The organism is Nonomuraea sp. K271 (genome assembly GCF_009908215.1).
Taxonomy (GTDB): domain Bacteria; phylum Actinomycetota; class Actinomycetes; order Streptosporangiales; family Streptosporangiaceae; genus Nonomuraea; species Nonomuraea longispora.
This window is the reverse complement of sequence record NZ_JAAAHR010000196.1, coordinates 1-17,291: the sequence shown is the minus strand read 5'-3', so window position 1 is coordinate 17,291 and position 17,291 is coordinate 1. Positions and strand designations below refer to the sequence as shown.

Genomic DNA, 17,291 nt, shown 5'->3' with positions numbered 1-17,291 from the left:
CCCAAACCCACGACCGACCTGTTCACCCCCCGCAAACCGGCCCGCGACTGACAAGTGATGACGGAGGTGAGCGCTTCCCGCCAGGGCCCGGCCCAGCGACTGACACTCCACCCCCGCGGCACCACGCCCGCTGCCCTGTGGACCGGACGGCGGGCGCCACACTCCCTCAGGCCCCGGCACGGTGGTCCCACGACCATGAGACCCGGCTCGTGCCGCGTGTCAGGCGCGGCCCCACCGAGAACCGTGCGCCTGGGCGGCCCCGGTCAAGCCTGCGGACCACGTCAAGGCTGCGGACCACGGAACCCGGCCAGGAACGCGCTCGTCACGGCGAGCACTCCGTGAGCCTTCACGACCGGCCAGGACAGACGTCGGCCCACGTCGGCGCGTGCGGTCAACCGGGCTGTGCCGTAAAGGATGGACAAAGCGTCAGGGGGCCAGCATGTCGACGGTGAGGTTGGCCTCGGTGTTGGGGATGCCCAGGTCGGAGGCGCGCTTGTCCGCCATGGCGAGCAGCCGCCGGATGCGGCCCGCGATCGCGTCCTTCGTCAGCGGCGGGTCGGCGATCTGCCCCAACTCCTCCAGGGACGCCTGCTTGTGCTCCACCCGCAACCGCCCCGCCACCACCAGGTGCTCCGGCGCCTCCTCGCCGAGGATCTCGAGCGCCCGCTGCACCCGCGCGCCGGCCGCCACCGCGGCCCGTGCCGAACGCCGCAGGTTGGCGTCGTCGAAGTTGGCCAGCCGGTTGGCGGTGGCCCGCACCTCGCGGCGCATGCGCCGCTCCTCCCAGGCGAGCACGCTGTCGTGCGCGCCCAGCCTGGTGAGCAGCGCGCTGATCGCGTCGCCGTCACGCACCACGACGCGGTCGACGCCGCGCACCTCGCGCGCCTTGGCGTGGATCTTCAGCCGCCGGGCCGAGCCCACCAGCGCGAGGGCCGCCTCCGGCCCCGGGCAGGTAACCTCGAGCGACATAGAGCGGCCCGGCTCGGTCAGCGAGCCGTGAGCGAGGAAGGCCCCGCGCCAGGCCGCCTCGGCGTCGCAGGACGCGCCCGCCACCACCTGGCGGGGCAGCCCGCGGACCGGCCGGCCGTGGTTGTCGATGAGGCCCGTCTGCCGGGCGAGCGCCTCGCCGTCGCGGTAGACGCGGACCACGTAGCGCGAGCCCTTGCGCAGCCCGGCGGGCGCGAGCACGAGGACTTCCGCCTTGTGCCCGAACACCTCACCGATGTCCTTGATCAGCCGCCGGGCCGTGGCGTTGGTGTCGAGCTCGGCCTCGATCACGATCCGCCCGCCCACCAGGTGCAGGCCGCTGGCGAACCGCAGCAGCGTCGAAACCTCCGCCTTGCGGCAGCACGGCTTCAGCACCGGCAGGCGGCTCAGCTCGTCCTTCACCACACCTGTCATCGCCATAAGCGTTAGTCCTCCCCCATTCAGACCGGCTCTCGTCAGTCTCTCGCACCTTGGCGCCACGCCGACCAGGATCAACGCTTCTGGAGGAAAATCTCGTCCAGGACGGAGGCAAGACGTCGTGGGTCATGCCGGGGAGAGCCGTCCGAGGCCGCCACGTCGGCCATCACGAGCCGGGCGTCGAGTGCGGCGGCGGACTTCTCCAGCGCACCGGGATCGTCGACGATCCCGGTGTCGGCGAGGACCACGTCGATCGACAGGTCCGGAGCGTGCTGCCTGAGCACCTCCAGGTGTTGCTGGGGGGAGAAGTCGTCGGTCTCTCCCGGCTGGGGCGCAAGGTTGAGGGTGACGAGCCGCCTGGCCCTGGTCGCGTGCAGCGCCCTGGCCAGTGCGGGCACCTTGAGGTGCGGCAGCACGCTGGTGAACCACGATCCGGGCCCGAACACCACCCAGTCGGCGTCGAGCACGGCCGCGACCGCCTCGGGCCGCGCCGGCGGGTCCTCGGGCACCAGCGAGATCGCCTGCACCCTGCCGGGCGTCAGCGCGCACGCCACCTGCCCGCGTACGGTCGAGATGACGCCGTCCAGCTCCACCTCGGCCACGATGTCGAGCGGCACCGACGCCATCGGCAGCACCCTGCCGTGCGCCCCGAGCAGCCGTCCGACCCATTCAAGCCCGGCCACGGAGTCGCCGAGCAATTCCCACAGCGCGACGATCAGCAGGTTGCCCACGGCGTGCCCGTGCAGCTCGCCCTCGCTGCGGAAGCGGTGCTGCACGACCTCGCTCCACGTGCTGCCCCACTCGTCGTCGCCGCACAGGGCGGCCAGCGCCATCCGCAGGTCGCCGGGCGGCAGCACGCCGAGCTCACGGCGCAGCCTGCCGCTGGATCCGCCGTCGTCGGCGACGGTCACCACGGCGGTCAGCCGGTCGGTGACCATCCGTAAGGCCGACAGGGAGGCGTAGAGCCCGTGCCCGCCTCCGAGCGCCACCACTTTCGGCCCGGAACCGCCGGCCTGCGCCCCGCCGGCTGCCGGATGCGGCAAGGCGGCTTGGACGCCCTCATCGGTCACTCCCGCCCCACATCCCGGTGGCTCACCTGGACCTCCATCCCGCGGTCACGCAGGCGGGCGGCGACCTGCTCGGCCATGGCCACACTGCGGTGTTTGCCGCCCGTGCACCCCACCGCGAGCGTGGCATAGCTCTTGCCCTCGCGCGCGTAGCCTGCGGCGACCACCTGCAGGACCTCCTCGTAGGCGTCGAGGAACTCCTTGGCCCCTGGCTGCCCGAGCACGTAGTCGCGGACCGGGGTGTCGAGCCCGTTCATCGGCCGCAGGTCGGGAACCCAGTGCGGGTTGGGCAGGAAACGGCAGTCGACCACGAGGTCGGCGTCGACCGGGAGCCCGTACTTGAACCCGAACGACACGACGTTGACCCGCAGCCCCGGCCGGTCGTCCCCGCCGAAGAAGGCGACGATCTTGTGACGCAGCTCGTGCACATTGTGCGCCGAGGTGTCGATCACGAGATCGGCGTTGGCCCTGACCTCGCGCAGGATGCCCCGCTCCCTGGTGATGCCGTCGACCAGGCGCCCCTCGCCCTGCAGCGGGTGCGGCCTGCGGACGTTCTCGAAGCGGCGCACCAGCTCTTCGTCGCTGGCCTCCAGGAACACCACCCGCACGCGTACGCCGCGCCCTTCGAGCTCCTCGATGGCGGCGTTGAGGTCGGTGGTGAAAGCCAGGCTGCGCACGTCGACGACGGCCGCCACCTTGTCGGCGGCGAGCTTGACCTTGCCCGCCTCCTCGGCCATCGCGAACAGCAACCCGGGCGGCAGGTTGTCGATGACGAACCAGCCCAGGTCCTCAAGGGCCTTGGCCGCCGTGCTGCGCCCCGCCCCCGACATGCCGGTGACGATGACGAACGCCGGCTCGGTGCTCATTTTCTCACTCCGTCCGCCGGCTCGGCCTTGCGAATGTCCATGTCAGCGGCCCTCCCGGCCTCATCACCATAGCGGAGGCGGGCGCGCGGGCGGCCGGCGGCGAGGACGTCATGGCATCCTGGCGGGATCAAGGCGCATCTCCCTTCAGCATCGACACGATCACCTCGGCGATGGACGGGCCGATGCCGGGAACCTCGCAGATCTCGGCGGCCGTGGCCGCGCGGAGCTTCTTCACGGAGCCGAAGTGCCTGAGAAGCGCCTGCCTGCGCGCCGGCCCGAGACCCGGAACGCCGTCGAGCGCGCTCTCCTTCACCGTCTTGGACCTCTTGGAACGATGGTAGGTGATGGCGAAGCGATGTGCCTCGTCACGCACGCGCTGCAACAGATATAGGCCCTCACTCGTACGCGGCATGATCACCGGCTGGTCATCGCCGGGCAGCCAGACCTCCTCCAGCCGCTTGGCCAGGCCGCACACGGCCACGTCGTCGATGCCGAGCTCGTCGAGCGCCCGCTGCGCGGCGGCCGCCTGGGGCCCCGCGCCGTCGACGACCACCAGGTTGGGCGGATAGGCGAACTTGCGTGGCTTGCCCGTCTCGGGGTCGATCGGGCCGTGGCCCTCCTCGGCGTCGGCGTCGGCGTCGGGGGCCAGTTCGCCGGTGGCGGAGCGTTCTTCGAGGTAGCGGCGGAAGCGTCGCGTGATCACCTCGTGGATCGAGGCGACGTCGCCCTCCTTCGTCTTGACGGCGAAGCGGCGATATTCGCTCTTGCGCGCCAGGCCGTCCTCGAACACCACCATCGACGCCACGACGTTCTCGCCCTGGAGGTGGGAGACGTCGTAGCACTCGATCCGCAGCGGCGCCTGGTCGAGGTCGAGCGCGTCGGCGATCTCCTGCAGGGCCTTGCTGCGCGTGGTGAGATCGCCGGCCCTGCGGACCTTGTGCTGGGCCAGCGACTCCTTGGCGTTGCGCTCGACCGTCTCCATCAGCGACCTCTTGTCGCCGCGCTGGGGCACGCGCACCTCGACGCGGGCACGCCGCTGCTCGGTCAGCAGCTCGGCGACCGCCTCGTGGTCGGGCGGCAGAGCGGGCACGAGCACTTCGCGGGGCATCGCGTCGGGGCTCGCCTCAGCGTACATCTGCAGCAGGAACTGCTCCACCAGCTCGCCCGGCGTGATCTCCTCGACCTTGTCGATCACCCAGCCGCGTTGACCGCGGATGCGGCCGCCACGCACGTAGAAGACTTGCACGGCGGCTTCGAGCGGGTCTTCCGCGAGCGCGATCACGTCGGCGTCGGTGCCCTCGCCGAGCACGACCGCCTGCTTCTCCAGGGCGCGCTGGAGCGCCTGGATGTCGTCGCGCAGCCGTGCGGCACGCTCGTATTCCTGGTCGGCGGCCGCCTCGCGCATCTGCTTCTCCAGCCGCTTGATGAAACGGCTGGTGTTGCCCGCCATGAAGTCGCAGAAGTCCTCGGCGAGCTCGCGGTGCTCATCAGGGGTCACCCGGCCGACGCACGGCGCCGAGCACTTGTCGATGTAGCCGAGCAGGCACGGCCGGCCGATCTGCCCCGCCCGCTTGAACACCCCCGCGCTGCACGTGCGCACGGGGAAGACCCGCAGCAGCAGGTCGACCGTCTCGCGGATGGCCCACGCGTGGGAGTAGGGGCCGAAGTAGCGTGTGCCCTTGCGCTTGGCCCCCCGCATGACCTGCACGCGCGGGAATTCGTCGGCCATGGTGACCGCGAGGTAGGGGTAGGACTTGTCGTCACGGTATTTGACGTTGAAGCGCGGGTCGAACTCCTTGATCCAGGAGTATTCGAGCTGCAGCGCCTCGACCTCGGTGCCCACCACCGTCCAGTCGACGTCGGCCGCCGTGGTCAGCATCGACTGGGTGCGCGGGTGCAGCGCGGAGAAGTCGGCGAAATAGGAGTTGAGCCGCTGGCGCAGGCTCTTGGCCTTGCCGACATAGATCACCCGGCCGTGCGCGTCCCTGAACCGGTAGACCCCCGGGGCATCGGGGATCGCGCCTGGTTTGGGCCGGAAACTCAAAGGGCTGCCCGCTGATCTCGCCACGGTTCAAAGACTAGTAGCCCCTACCGACAGGGTTGCCCGGCCCGCGCGCCCCGGGCCCTGCCCCGGGCCCCGCGCCGTGACCCGCCGCGCCTCGGGCCCCGCACCGCGAACCGCCGCGCCCCGGGCCCCGCGCCGCAGCGCGGCCGGCCGCGCCCGTTAGGCCAGGGTGATCTGGTCGCCGTCAACCTTGATCGCCTGCGCGGCCAGCGGCTTGTCGGCAGGGCCGTCGGTCACCGCGCCGTCGGCGATCGCGAACTTGCTGCCGTGGCACGGGCAGACGATCGAACCGCCCTCGACGCTGTCGACCGGGCAACCCTTATGCGTGCAGAGCGCGCTGAACGCCTTGAAATCCCCTTCGGTTGGCTGCGTGATCACGATCTTCTGGTCTGCGAGTATCGTGCCGCCGCCGACGGGGACGTCAGCGGTCTTGGCCAGCGCACCATCGGCCTGCGGTGCGCTGGACTCCGGTGCGCTCGACTCTGCGGTCGTGCCGGCGTCCTGTGCGGTGTCGGTGCCGCCGCCACACGCGGTGACGGCCAGCGCCAGGCCACTCGCCCCGACACCCGCGATCACCGCCCGGCGGCTCTGAAGGTCGTTTCCCATGCGCCTCACCCAAACGCACCTAGGTGAGAAAATCATGAGACAAGGTTTAGGCGAGTCTGATCTTACCGCCGTCCACGCTGATCTTCTTTTCCTCCAGCGGCCCGCCGGCCGGCCCGTCCGCCACCGAGCCGTCCTCGATGCTGAACTTGCTGCCGTGGCACGGGCAGTTGATCGTGTTGTTCGAAACCGTGGCGACGGTGCACCCGGCGTGGGTGCACACCGCGCTGAACGCCTTGAAGTCGCCCGCGGTCGGCTGCGTGACGACGACCTTCTCGTTCTCGAAGACCTTCCCGCCGCCTTCGGGGATGTCGCTGGTGCCGGCCAGGGCCTTGCCTCCGCCGGCCGCCGCCTTCTTCTCCGGCGCCTCAGACGACGGCTCCTCCGCCGGTGGCTCGACCTCCGCCTCCGTCGCCGGTGAACCGTAGCTAGCGCACGCCGTCAGAATCGCCGCGAGCCCGGCGCCTCCAGCGCCGAGTACCACATTCCGGCGTGTGGTCTCCGTCATGGTGCGTCCTCCCAGGTTGGTTCCACTCTCAGGTACGGCAGCGCCCTCGCGCCGGTTCAGCGTGCCTGAGCCCAATCCCCGGTGACTACGCACATTTACTCGTTCACCACACTTCGTCCGGCACCGCGTCAGGCGACCACGATGCCGTCGCCCTCCACCTTGACCTGGTACGCCGCCAGCGCGCCGGTGGCGGGGCCCTTGGTCGCCTTACCGCTGTCGGCGGCGAACTCACTGCCGTGGCAGGCGCACGTGATGACGTTGTTCTCGGGCGTGCTGACGACGCAGCCCTTGTGGGTGCAGAGCGAGCTGAACGCCTTGTAGACGCCCTGCTCCGGCTGTGTGACCACGATCTTCAGGTCCTCGTTCATGGTGCCACCGCCCACGGGCACGTCGGCCGTCTTGGCGAGGACCTTGCCCTTCAGGGTCGGCTTGGCCTCGGCGTCACCCGCCCCGCATCCGGCGAGCGCCAGCCCGCACGCCGCCGCCCCGGCCGCTCCCAGCACCTCACGCCGCGCCGGCCCACGGACCCCCGGCACGCGCCTACGCCCCGCCGCCGCCTCCTGCGTCCGCCCGGCCGCCGGCGCACACCGGTGCCCGGGCTCCGGCTCGTGACCGTTTTCGGGCATGGCTCCGCCTGACTCCGTAACCGTCATTGTCCTGCCGACCCTTCGCGTCGCCACTGACCCCCTGCAGGTCAGGCCGCTGTCGATAATCAACTTTATGGGCCCACCCCCTCGGTCCGGTCAGCGGGTGGCAGGCACGCCGTCCGCGGCGGTGCCGAACCTACGGCCGTGGCTCTTTCCGTGACACAGTCCCCGCTGCGGCCGCCGAACCCCGCTGGTGGCTACGTCCCCTGGGTAGCGCCGCTGGTGGCGGCGTTCCTGGCGTTCTCCCGTCCGCCGTACCGTCGCTGGGCCACAGGCCGGTCACGCGTTCCCGCCCCGGTCTCCTTCCCGCCGCATCTCATGGCCCTGTCGTCACACGTCGTGTTCGGCTCCGTGGCGATGCACGTGCTGCCTGCAGGTCTGGCGCCGGTTCCGTGCGCATCCGTGAGCGCGCCGCTGGATCCGCCACGTGTACGTCTTCGGCGGTTGTCTTCCCAGCGGGGCGATGGACTTGGTGATCGCGGTGGCCACCCCGTGGGGTCCGGTGACCATGGTCAGCAACGTGCTGCCGGCGCTGCTCTGGTTGGAGGCACGTCCGCCGGACGACGGATGACCAGGCCAGGCAACGCACATTCGTCGATCACCGCAGGTGGACGGTGCGCAGCTTCGCCTGACCATCTCCATCATCACGACCGTCTCCATGGGGTGGCGATGGTCGCCCTGTTCACGCCGCAGTCCGAGACGACGTTCGGCGGCGGCGAGGCGCGCGCTGGGCCGCGACTACCACCGGTCCATCGTCCACAGCCCATCACTCGCACGCCCCACATATCGCCAACGTGCGTCACAAACCGGCCCGTGAACCACGAAACCATCACCAAGCCGACGAACCGCCGACGCACTGCCCACCCTGGGAACGTGGCATCCAGCACTCCCGGTGGTAGCCACGCGCCCTGTCGCCGCCCGGCGATGGGGACGCGCGGCTCGTACGGAGGTCAGAACTCCAGAATCTTGCGCAGGAACCGCCCTGTGTGGCTCTCGTCCACCAGCGCGACCTCCTCCGGCGTGCCGCTGGCGACGAGCGTGCCGCCGCGCGACCCGCCTTCCGGCCCCATGTCGATGATCCAGTCGGCGGTCTTGATGACGTCGAGGTTGTGCTCGATGACGATCACCGTGTTGCCGCCGTCGACCAGCCGACCGAGCACGCCGAGCAGCCGCCGGATGTCCTCGAAGTGCAGGCCGGTGGTCGGCTCGTCGAGCACGTAGATGGTCCGGCCGGTCTGCCTGCGCTGCAGCTCGGAGGCGAGCTTGACCCGTTGCGCCTCGCCGCCGGACAGGGTGGTGGCCGGCTGCCCCAGGCGTACGTAGCCCAGACCCACATCGTTGAGCGTCTGCAGGTGGCGTTTGATCGCGGGGATCGCGTCGAAGAAGCCGAGGGCCTCCTCGATCGGCATGTCGAGCACCTCGGCGATCGTCTTGCCCTTGTAGTGGACCTCCAGCGTCTCCCGGTTGTAGCGGGCTCCGTGGCAGACCTCGCAGGGGACGTAGACGTCGGGCAGGAAGTTCATCTCGATCTTGATGGTGCCGTCGCCCGAGCACGCCTCGCAGCGGCCGCCCTTGACGTTGAAGCTGAAGCGCCCTGGCTGGTAGCCGCGCACCTTGGCCTCGGACGTGGCAGCGAACAACTTGCGCACGTGGTCGAACACGCCGGTGTAGGTGGCGGGGTTGGAGCGCGGCGTGCGCCCGATCGGCGACTGGTCGACGTGGACGACCTTGTCGACCTGGTCCATGCCGTTGATGCGCGAGTGCCGCCCCGGCACCGTGCGGGCGCCGTTGAGCTCCTTGGCCAGCGCGTTGTAGAGGATGTCGTTGACCAGCGTCGACTTGCCTGAGCCGGACACGCCGGTCACCGCCGTGAACACGCCCAGCGGGAACTCGATGTCGACGCCCTGCAGGTTGTGCTCGCGTGCACCTTTGACGGTGATCTGCCGCTTCTTGTCGCGCTTTCGGCGCTTGGCCGGGATCGGGATGCTCCTACGGCCCGACAGGTATTGCCCGGTGAGCGACTCCTCACTGGTGAGCAGGTCCTGCACCGTGCCGGAGACGACCACCTGGCCACCGTGCTCGCCGGCGCCCGGCCCGATGTCGACGACCCAGTCGGCCGCCGCTATCGTGTCCTCGTCGTGCTCGACGACGATCAGCGTGTTGCCCATGTCGCGCAGCCTGACCAGCGTGTCGAGCAGGCGCATGTTGTCACGCTGGTGCAGGCCGATGGACGGCTCGTCGAGCACGTAGAGGACGCCGACCAGGCCGGAGCCGATCTGCGTGGCCAGCCTGATGCGCTGGGCCTCGCCGCCCGCGAGGGTCGCGGCGGCGCGGTTCATGGTGAGGTAGTCGAGGCCGACGTCGAGCAGGAAGCCCATGCGCGCATTGATCTCCTTGACCACGCGCTCGGCGATCTGCATGTCGCGGTCGGACAGCTTGAGCGCGGCGAGGAACTTCGCGCACTCGCCGATCGACATGGCCGCCACCTCGGCGATCGACCTGCCCGCGACCGTCACGGCGAGGGTCACCGGCTTGAGCCTGGCCCCCTTACAGGCGGGGCACGGGATCTCCCGCATGTAGCCTTCGAAACGCTCGCGCGTCGCGTCGCTCTCCGCCTCGGCGTGCCTGCGCTGCACCCAGGGGATGACGCCGTCGTAGGTCGTGTAGTAAGAGCGCTGCCTGCCGTAGCGGTTGCTGTAGCGGACGTGCACCTGCTCGTCATGGCCGTACAGCAGCGATTTCTGCGCCTTCTTCGGCAGCTTCTCCCACGTCGTGTCGAGGGTGAACCCGACCGTGTGGCCGAGCGCCTCGACCAGCCTGCTGAAGTATTCGCTGGTGTGGCCGCCGGACCACGGGTGCAGCGCGCCGTCGCGCAGCGTGCGCTCGGGATCGGGCACCACCAGGTCGGGGTCGACCTCCATCTTGGTGCCCAGGCCTGTGCACTCGGGGCAGGCCCCGAACGGTGAGTTGAACGAGAACGAGCGCGGCTCCAGTTCCTCGAACGACAGGTCGTCATAGGGGCAGTAGAGGTGCTCGGAGTAGAAGCGCTCACGGTTGGGGTCGGCCTCGGGCAGATCGACGAACTCGAGCGTGATCGTGCCGCCGGACAACTGCAACGCCGTCTCGACCGAGTCGGTCAGCCTGCGCCGGGCCGTCTCCTTGACCGAGAGGCGGTCGACGATGACCTCGATGTCATGCTTCTCGTACTTCTTCAGCGTCGGCGGCTCCTCCAGGCGCACCACGGTGCCGTCGACCCTGGCCCTGGCGAAACCCTTGGTCTGCAGCTCGCGGAACAACTCGGCGTATTCACCCTTGCGGCCCCTGATGACCGGGGCGAGCACCTGGAAGCGGGTGCCCTCGTCGAGGTCCATCACGCGGTCGACGATCTGCTGCGGGGTCTGCCTGGCGATCGGGCGGGCGCACACCGGGCAGTGCGGCTTGCCGATGCGCGCCCACAGCAGCCGCAGGTAGTCGTAGACCTCGGTGATCGTGCCGACCGTCGAGCGGGGGTTCTTGCTGGTCGCCTTCTGGTCGATCGACACCGCCGGCGACAGGCCCTCGATGAAGTCGACGTCGGGCTTGTCCATCTGACCGAGGAACTGGCGGGCGTACGCCGACAACGACTCGACATAGCGCCGCTGGCCTTCGGCGAAGATGGTGTCAAAGGCCAGACTCGACTTCCCGGACCCGGACAGGCCGGTGAAGACGATCAGCGAGTCTCGCGGCAGGTCGAGCGAGACGTCCTTGAGGTTGTGTTCTCGTGCACCACGCACGATCAGGCGGTCTGCCACGATGATCCCGGAGGTCGAAAGGCGGATAGGTCCACGGGGGATGGTAGACGGGGGCTCCGACAATTTCGGCGGCGCGCACTCACGTACGAGTGACCGGCCCCCGAAACGCGTCCTTCACAGGTTACGGCCATCTCCCACCTCGCAGGGGCCCTTCACCCGTCAACTTCCTGACCTGCAGCTTTCATCCCCGATCTGATGGAGACACTCAAAAATGATGAAATATCCAGACATGGTGGTTCTACCCGCGCTCCAGGCCGAACTCTCCGCCGAGACCGACCGGTTGCTGGCCACGGCCGCCTCGCTCAGCGACGCCGACCTGGCCGCCCCCTCGCTTCTACCCGGCTGGACCAGAGGCCACGTACTCGCCCACGTCGCCCAGAACGCCGCTTCCCACCTCAACCTCCTGACCTGGGCCAGGACCGGCGTACGCACCCCGCAGTACACCTCTTTGCCGGCAAGGGCCGCGGCCATCGAGGCCGGGGCCGCCCACCCGGCCACCCGCCACCTGGCCGACATCGAGGAGGGCTCGGCCCGCGTGGCCGCCGCGATCCGTGACATGCCCGCCGAGTGCTGGTCCGCGCAGGTGGAGGGCATGCGCCCGCCTCCCCATCCCGCCTGGTACCTCCTGGTACGCCGCATGCGCGAGATCGGGTTCCACCACGTGGACCTCGACGCCGGGTACGGTCCCGCGGACTGGCCGGAGCAGTTCGTCACCCGCGAGCTCCACGACTGCCGGGCGTGCCTGCCCCGCGACGGCGGCACGGTGAGCGAAGTCGTCCTCACGAATCCGGACGGCGGGATCGTCGCCCGTTGGCCCCGGCTCGGCTCCGGCCCCGCCGTCGAAGGAGCCCCTGCGGCCATGTTGTGCTGGCTCACAGGAAGGTCGCGCGGCGAGGGCGTTACGCTGGTGCCGATGGGGCGGTTGCCGACACCGTCACCGGCGGCGCTTCCGGCGCCACCACCGTGGCCGTCGGCGACGGCCCCCGCTGATCTGCCCGCGACGCCTCCGGAGGACTACCCATGACCTACACAGGTGACGTCCAGGTCGGCGGCCCCGCCGACGTGCGAGAGCTGCCCGCGCTCACGATCTCCAAGCTCGCCGTCGGCCCTTATGACAACAACGCCTATCTGCTGCGCTGCACGGAAACGGGTGAGGGTCTGCTCATCGACGCGGCCGCCGACTCCGACCGCCTGCTCGCGCTGATCGCCGACCAGCCGATCCGCGCGGTCGTCACCACGCACCAGCACCCCGACCACTGGCAGGCGCTGGAGCAGGTGATCAAGGTGACGGGAGCTCAGGTGGTCGCCCATCCGCTCGACGCGCCCGCGCTGCCCGTGCCGGTCGACCGCACGGTCGAGCACGGCGACACGATCGCCGTCGGCGCGGTCAGCCTGGAGTTCATCCACCTGCGGGGTCACACGCCGGGGTCGATCGCGCTGCTCTACGACGGCGGCGAGGCGGGCCATCACCTCTTCACGGGCGATTCCCTGTTCCCCGGCGGCGTCGGCAACACCTGGCAGGACCCCGAGCGTTTCACCCAGCTCTACAACGACGTGGTGGAGCGCGTGTTCGACCGGCTCCCCGACGAGACGTGGGTCTACCCGGGCCACGGCAAGGACACGACGCTCAGGGCCGAGCGCCCCGCGCTGCCCGAGTGGAAGGCCCGCGGCTGGTAGCCGTGCCGACGGACGGGGTCACTGCCGAGCGGCGAGGACGTGCACGATGCGCTCGGCCGCGAGGGCGGGATCGTCGGTCAGGCCGACGAGCTCGCCCCACGACCAGCGGTAGAACCAGCCCTCCGAGAGGGGAACGCAGTCGACGGTCTCGGCCAGCAGCACCGTGTCGGGATCGTTGATCCGCAACGCCGGCGGGTGCGACCGCAGGGTGACGGTGAGCCCGCGCTGCTCCAGTTCCTCGGCCAGCTTGCCGAGGAAGTAGGTGCGCGTGTGCTCGCGTGGCTGAGCCGGCATGATATCCATCGAAGCGGAAGACGGGCGGGAAATCCCCTCAGTTGCCGATGCGCTCGGCTTCTTTACGGAGTTCACGCTTGTAGAAGAGCATCCGGAGCGGGATCGCCGCCACCAGCGCGATCTGCATGCTCGCACCGATCTTGATCGGCAGGTCGCCGCCTTCGGGCCAGGCCACCCAGAACGTGAGGAAGGCCACGTTTACCATGATCCATCCGAGCACGACCGCCGCGAGCTGGCCCTTCGGCTTGGGATATTCGATCCGGCTGACCATCAGCCACGCCACGCCGAGCACACCGAGCAGCGAATAGACGCTCGGCTGGAACAGCAGCACGATCGAGATCACCGTCATGGCGCCCATCGGGATGGGCAGGCCCATGAAGTCGCCGCTCTTGGTCTTGACGCAGGCGAACCTGGCCAACCTCACGACCCCCGCGACCAGCACGGACGCCGCCGCGACCAGCACCGCGGTGAACGGCACCTGATTGGTGAACCCGCCCCAGATCACGACCATGAACGCGGGCGCGAACCCGAAGCTGATCACATCGGCCAGGTTGTCGAGCTCGGCGCCCATCGCCGAGGCGCGGAACCGCCGCGCGACGAGGCCGTCGAACAGGTCACATGTGGCCCCGATGAGCAGCAGCACGATGGCGGTGGCGAAATAGCTCGGATTGGGGACGAACGGACCGCCGGCCATCTGCAGTTGCATAATCGCGGAGTACGCCAGGACACACACGGCCATGAACCCGCAAACCGCGTTGCCCAGCGAAAGGGAGTCGGCGGCGGACAGGCGGAACGCCTTGCCGACGGGGCCACGAGGCTCTTCCTCATCCGCCTGCCAACTACCGGCGTCAGCCGCGGTCAATTCCGGTCACCCCCGCCACTGTCTTCTCCCCCACGGACACCGCGGGAGCGATCCCTTCGGGAAGGTAGATGTCGACTCGCGAACCGAACCGGATGAGCCCGATCCGCTCGCCCGGCGTGACCTTCGCGCCCGCGCTCAGGTACGGCACGATCCTGCGCGCCACCGCGCCCGCGATCTGCACCATCTCGATGTCGCCCAGCGCGGTCTCGAAATGCCACACCACGCGCTCGTTCTGATCGCTGTCCTTGTTGAACGCCGGCAGGAACCCACCTGGCACATGCTGCACGGATGCGACATTTCCCGCAAGGGGGGCCCGATTGACGTGTACGTTCAGCGGGCTCATGAAGATCGCGACCCGGGTGCGGCCGTCCGGCCACGGGTCGATGCTCTGCACCACGCCGTCGGCGGGTGACAGGACACGGCCCTGTCCCGGCGTACGGTCGGGGTCGCGGAAGAACCAGAGCATGCCACCGGTGAGCGCGCCCAGCGGCACCGCCGCGAACGCCCATCGCCGGTCCCTGCGCGTCAACAGCGCGGTGGCGGCCGCCGCGGCCGCCGTGGGGAAAAGCCACGGGGAGACCCCGCGTGCGAGCCTGACAGGGTTTGCGCGGCTCGGCTTGGCAGAATCGGACACGTACAACCTTTGGTGGTGGACTGGACTGGGCGCTTTGCTGTGATGTTACAAAAATAGCAACTATGACACAGCGCAACTACGCAAGCAAAGCGCCACGAAGCCCAACAGCTAGACCTGCTCTGAATGAGCCGCCTCGCCACTGCGCGTGTCTATGCGGGCCTTGACCAGGCTCGCCACGGTGGTGATGACCATAGTGGCGCCGATGATCGAGAGCGACACCCAGATAGGAATTTCGGGCGCCCAGGAGACATGGCTGGCATGCAAGGCCTCCATAACCAGCTTAACCCCGATGAACCCGAGGATGAACGCCAAACCATAACTGATGTAGACGAGCCGCTGCAGAAGCCCGCCCAGGAGGAAGTACAGCTGACGCAGCCCCATCAGCGCGAACGCGTTGGCCGTGAAGACGATGAACGGATCCTTGGTGAGCCCGAAGATGGCGGGGATCGAGTCGAGCGCGAACAACAGGTCGGTGCTCCCGATCGCGACCATCACGATGAGCATCGGCGTCACCATGCGCCTGCCGTCGATCTTGACCGTGACCTTCGAGCCGACGTACCCCTCGGTGGTGGGGAACGTCCGGCGCACCCACCGGAGCAGGACGTTCTCGTTGACCTCCTCCTCCTTGCCCCGCAGGTGGTCGCGCACGAGGTTGACCGCGGTGTAGACGAGGAAGGCGCCGAAAACATAGAAGAGCCAGCTGAAACGCTGCAGCGCGGCGGCGCCGAGCGCGATGAAGATGCCGCGCATGACGAGCGCGAGCAGGATGCCGACGAGCAGCACCTTGTGCTGGTAGGCCCGCGGGACGGCGAACCTGCCCATGATGATGAAGAAGACGAAAAGATTGTCGACGCTCAAGCTGTATTCGGTGATGTAGCCGGCGAAGAACTCGCCCGCCTTGGCACCGCCGTACGTCGTCCACAACACGACACCGAACGCGGCGGCCAGCGCGACATAGAATGTCACCCAATAACCGGCCTGCCGCATGGAGAACTCGCGGGCTTCGCCGCGGTCGACGATCCACAGGTCAATGGCCAATACAACAAGAAGACCGCCGATCACGGCGATCCAGGCCCACACGGGTACGCTCAAGTCAACCCTCCGGCACACAGCAATCATTGCCGGAGGTCTCTCCCGCCCGCGTCGACCTGCGGACCGGCAGCCCCGGGGGCCCCATGGATCGGGGCTGCACCGTGATGACGAGGCTGTCGCGAAGGGATACTCCCCTCCCTAACCCACGCAGTATACGAGAACGCCCTGAGCCCACCTAATCGCCGGTTGGCCCATCCTCGCCGTAGACGGCCAGCACGTGCCGCACGGCGTCGTCATCGCCGGGCATCTCCCGCCCCCGCCGCTCGGCCTCCGCGGCCAGCGTCCGCGCAGTTCCCCCTTCCGCGAGCAGCTCCCGTACAGCTCTCCGCAGCCCCTCCACGTCCCCATAGGGGACCAGGAACCCGGCCTGGCCCAGGATTTCTGGAATCCCACCTACCTTCGACGCGATCGCCGGTGTTCCGGTCATCAACGCCTCCCGCAGGGTCAGCGGCTGCCCCTCCCAGCGGCTCGGCATCACCAGGGCGACGGCGGCGTGCAACAGGTCCGGCACGTCGTCCCGGTGCCCCAGCAGCTTCACGGGAAGACGTTCGTCGTCGATCCTGCGCTGCAACCGCGCGCGCAGTGGCCCGTCCCCCGCGACCACGAACAGCGGCGCTCCCCCGGCGCCGCCCGCCGAGCCGCCGGTCCCGGCCCCGGACATGACCTCAGGCCGGTAGCTTCCTCCAAGGCCGGATCCGCGCCCGGTCCCGGGCGCACGCCCCTCCTCCCACGGGCCGGCCGCGACGTCGAGTAGCGTCTCGAGGCCCTTCTGCTGGGCGAGTCTGGCCACGGTCAGCAGGATGGGCCGCTCGCCGGCGTCGAGTTCGTCCCTGACCTCCTGGGGTGTGCGCTTGGCCGGTCGCGGCACGGGCGCGGGCACCACCGCGGCCCGTACGTCCCTCGCACCAAGCCGCGTCATCCGCGCACCGAGGTCGGGCGACACCACGAGCACACGCCCGGCGCCTCTGGCGACGAGCCGCTCCAGCACCCCGTAGACGACACCGACGAACCCACCCGCGGTCAGCGCGTTGTGCAGCGTCACCACCAGCCCGGGCGCGCTCGGCCCACGTCCACCGGCTTCCGCCGGCCCTCCGGTCCCCGGGCGGCCGGGATCCGTCACTGCCGCCGGGCGAGTGCCTCGCCTGACCAGTGCGCCAGGCCTGGCTAGGGCGGAGAGCGCCCCGGCCCGCAGCCCGTGGGCGTGCACCACGTCCGCCTCGCGCGTCAGCCGCCTGACGGCCAGCACCGCGCGCAGGTCGTTGACGGGATGCGGTCGATCGGCGATGGCGACCCCCACGAAACGCGCACCGGCCTCCGTGTACGAGAACCACTCCTCCACGCTGCGGGGCCCCAGCACGAGCACCTGGTGCCCCCGACGCACCAGCCCCTCCACCAGCATGCGCACATATCGCCCGGTGCCTCCCGACGTGGTGCCCAGCACGAACGCCACCCGCACAACGTTCTCCTTTCGCCTCAAGCCGCCGGAAAGTTCCAGGAGCGGGAAACCGAGCCCGCGACCCTGTCGCCACACCAGTGGCAGACCACGGCATCAGGCCCCCGCACACCGCGTCGGGGCCCTCATGCCCCGTCCCCCGCATGCAGGGACGACGTCCCCCACAGGCCCTCATCACACCATGCCCCCGCCGATCACCCGCGTGTGCGCCGCAGCAGGACGGCGACGGCCGCGGGGTCCGGCCGGTCCACCAGGGTCACCACGGCGACGCCCACGGCCAGCGCGACGGCCGCCGCCACCACGGTGACCCCCAGACTCGCCCAGCCAC

15 protein-coding genes are annotated in these 17,291 nt (G+C 69.6%); 2 read left to right on the top strand and 13 right to left on the bottom strand.

Features of this window, described 5'->3' with window-relative positions:
• Positions 1–426: 426 nt before the first annotated feature.
• The 8 genes from whiA to uvrA form a co-directional block, all read right to left on the bottom strand.
• Entirely contained in the window at positions 427–1,407 is a 981-nt protein-coding gene (gene whiA / locus GUY59_RS40810) for a DNA-binding protein WhiA (RefSeq protein WP_132341504.1), read from the bottom strand.
• Between the two features lie 71 nt (positions 1,408–1,478).
• Positions 1,479–2,396 carry a gluconeogenesis factor YvcK family protein gene (locus GUY59_RS40805; RefSeq protein ID WP_138206940.1) on the bottom strand — a complete coding sequence of 306 codons (918 nt, stop codon included), beginning with the start codon at positions 2,394–2,396 and terminating at the stop codon, positions 1,479–1,481.
• 74 nt (positions 2,397–2,470) lie between these two features.
• Positions 2,471–3,337 (bottom strand): RNase adapter RapZ, encoded by an 867-nt coding sequence (gene rapZ / locus GUY59_RS40800; protein ID WP_138206920.1) that lies wholly within the window; start codon positions 3,335–3,337, stop codon positions 2,471–2,473.
• 127 nt (positions 3,338–3,464) lie between these two features.
• Positions 3,465–5,381, bottom strand: coding sequence for an excinuclease ABC subunit UvrC (gene uvrC, locus GUY59_RS40795; RefSeq protein WP_138206941.1), 1,917 nt, complete (start codon positions 5,379–5,381; stop codon positions 3,465–3,467).
• A gap of 180 nt (positions 5,382–5,561) precedes the next feature.
• Complete coding sequence (locus GUY59_RS40790; RefSeq protein ID WP_132341508.1) at positions 5,562–6,008, bottom strand: Rieske (2Fe-2S) protein; 447 nt, start codon at positions 6,006–6,008, stop codon at positions 5,562–5,564.
• Between the two features lie 46 nt (positions 6,009–6,054).
• Positions 6,055–6,513: a Rieske (2Fe-2S) protein gene (locus tag GUY59_RS40785; RefSeq protein WP_132341510.1), complete on the bottom strand. Its 459-nt coding sequence runs from the start codon at positions 6,511–6,513 to the stop codon at positions 6,055–6,057.
• Between the two features lie 128 nt (positions 6,514–6,641).
• On the bottom strand, positions 6,642–7,139 hold the full coding sequence (locus tag GUY59_RS40780) for a Rieske (2Fe-2S) protein (protein WP_138206922.1): 498 nt from the start codon (positions 7,137–7,139) through the stop codon (positions 6,642–6,644).
• Positions 7,140–8,110: 971 nt separating this feature from the next.
• Complete coding sequence (uvrA, locus tag GUY59_RS40775; protein WP_138206924.1) at positions 8,111–10,951, bottom strand: excinuclease ABC subunit UvrA; 2,841 nt, start codon at positions 10,949–10,951, stop codon at positions 8,111–8,113.
• Between the two features lie 229 nt (positions 10,952–11,180).
• On the opposite strand from uvrA, the gene GUY59_RS40770 reads away from it, so the two are divergent.
• Together GUY59_RS40770 and GUY59_RS40765 are read left to right on the top strand one after the other, a co-directional pair.
• Positions 11,181–11,975, top strand: coding sequence for a maleylpyruvate isomerase family mycothiol-dependent enzyme (locus GUY59_RS40770; RefSeq protein ID WP_138206926.1), 795 nt, complete (start codon positions 11,181–11,183; stop codon positions 11,973–11,975).
• Positions 11,972–12,628, top strand: a complete 657-nt coding sequence (locus GUY59_RS40765) for an MBL fold metallo-hydrolase (RefSeq protein WP_138206928.1) — start codon at positions 11,972–11,974, stop codon at positions 12,626–12,628. Before GUY59_RS40770 ends, GUY59_RS40765 begins: the two co-directional genes overlap by 4 nt.
• 18 nt (positions 12,629–12,646) lie before the next feature.
• Here GUY59_RS40765 and GUY59_RS40760 read toward each other — a convergent pair whose 3' ends face one another.
• The 5 genes from GUY59_RS40760 to GUY59_RS40740 form a co-directional block, all read right to left on the bottom strand.
• On the bottom strand, positions 12,647–12,922 hold the full coding sequence (locus GUY59_RS40760; protein WP_138206930.1) for a hypothetical protein: 276 nt from the start codon (positions 12,920–12,922) through the stop codon (positions 12,647–12,649).
• Positions 12,923–12,959: 37 nt separating this feature from the next.
• The gene (gene pssA / locus GUY59_RS40755) at positions 12,960–13,784 is read right to left on the bottom strand and encodes a CDP-diacylglycerol--serine O-phosphatidyltransferase (RefSeq protein ID WP_138206932.1); all 825 of its coding nucleotides are present in this window, start codon (positions 13,782–13,784) and stop codon (positions 12,960–12,962) included.
• The gene (locus GUY59_RS40750; protein WP_138206934.1) at positions 13,771–14,418 is read right to left on the bottom strand and encodes a phosphatidylserine decarboxylase; all 648 of its coding nucleotides are present in this window, start codon (positions 14,416–14,418) and stop codon (positions 13,771–13,773) included. The genes pssA and GUY59_RS40750 overlap by 14 nt, the downstream gene beginning before the upstream one ends.
• Positions 14,419–14,526: 108 nt before the next feature.
• A complete protein-coding gene (locus GUY59_RS40745; RefSeq protein WP_138206936.1) occupies positions 14,527–15,510 on the bottom strand; it encodes a TerC family protein in 984 nt (327 codons plus the stop codon).
• Positions 15,511–15,685: 175 nt separating this feature from the next.
• Positions 15,686–16,966, bottom strand: coding sequence for a glycosyltransferase family 4 protein (locus GUY59_RS40740; RefSeq protein WP_138206938.1), 1,281 nt, complete (start codon positions 16,964–16,966; stop codon positions 15,686–15,688).
• Positions 16,967–17,291: the final 325 nt, after the last annotated feature.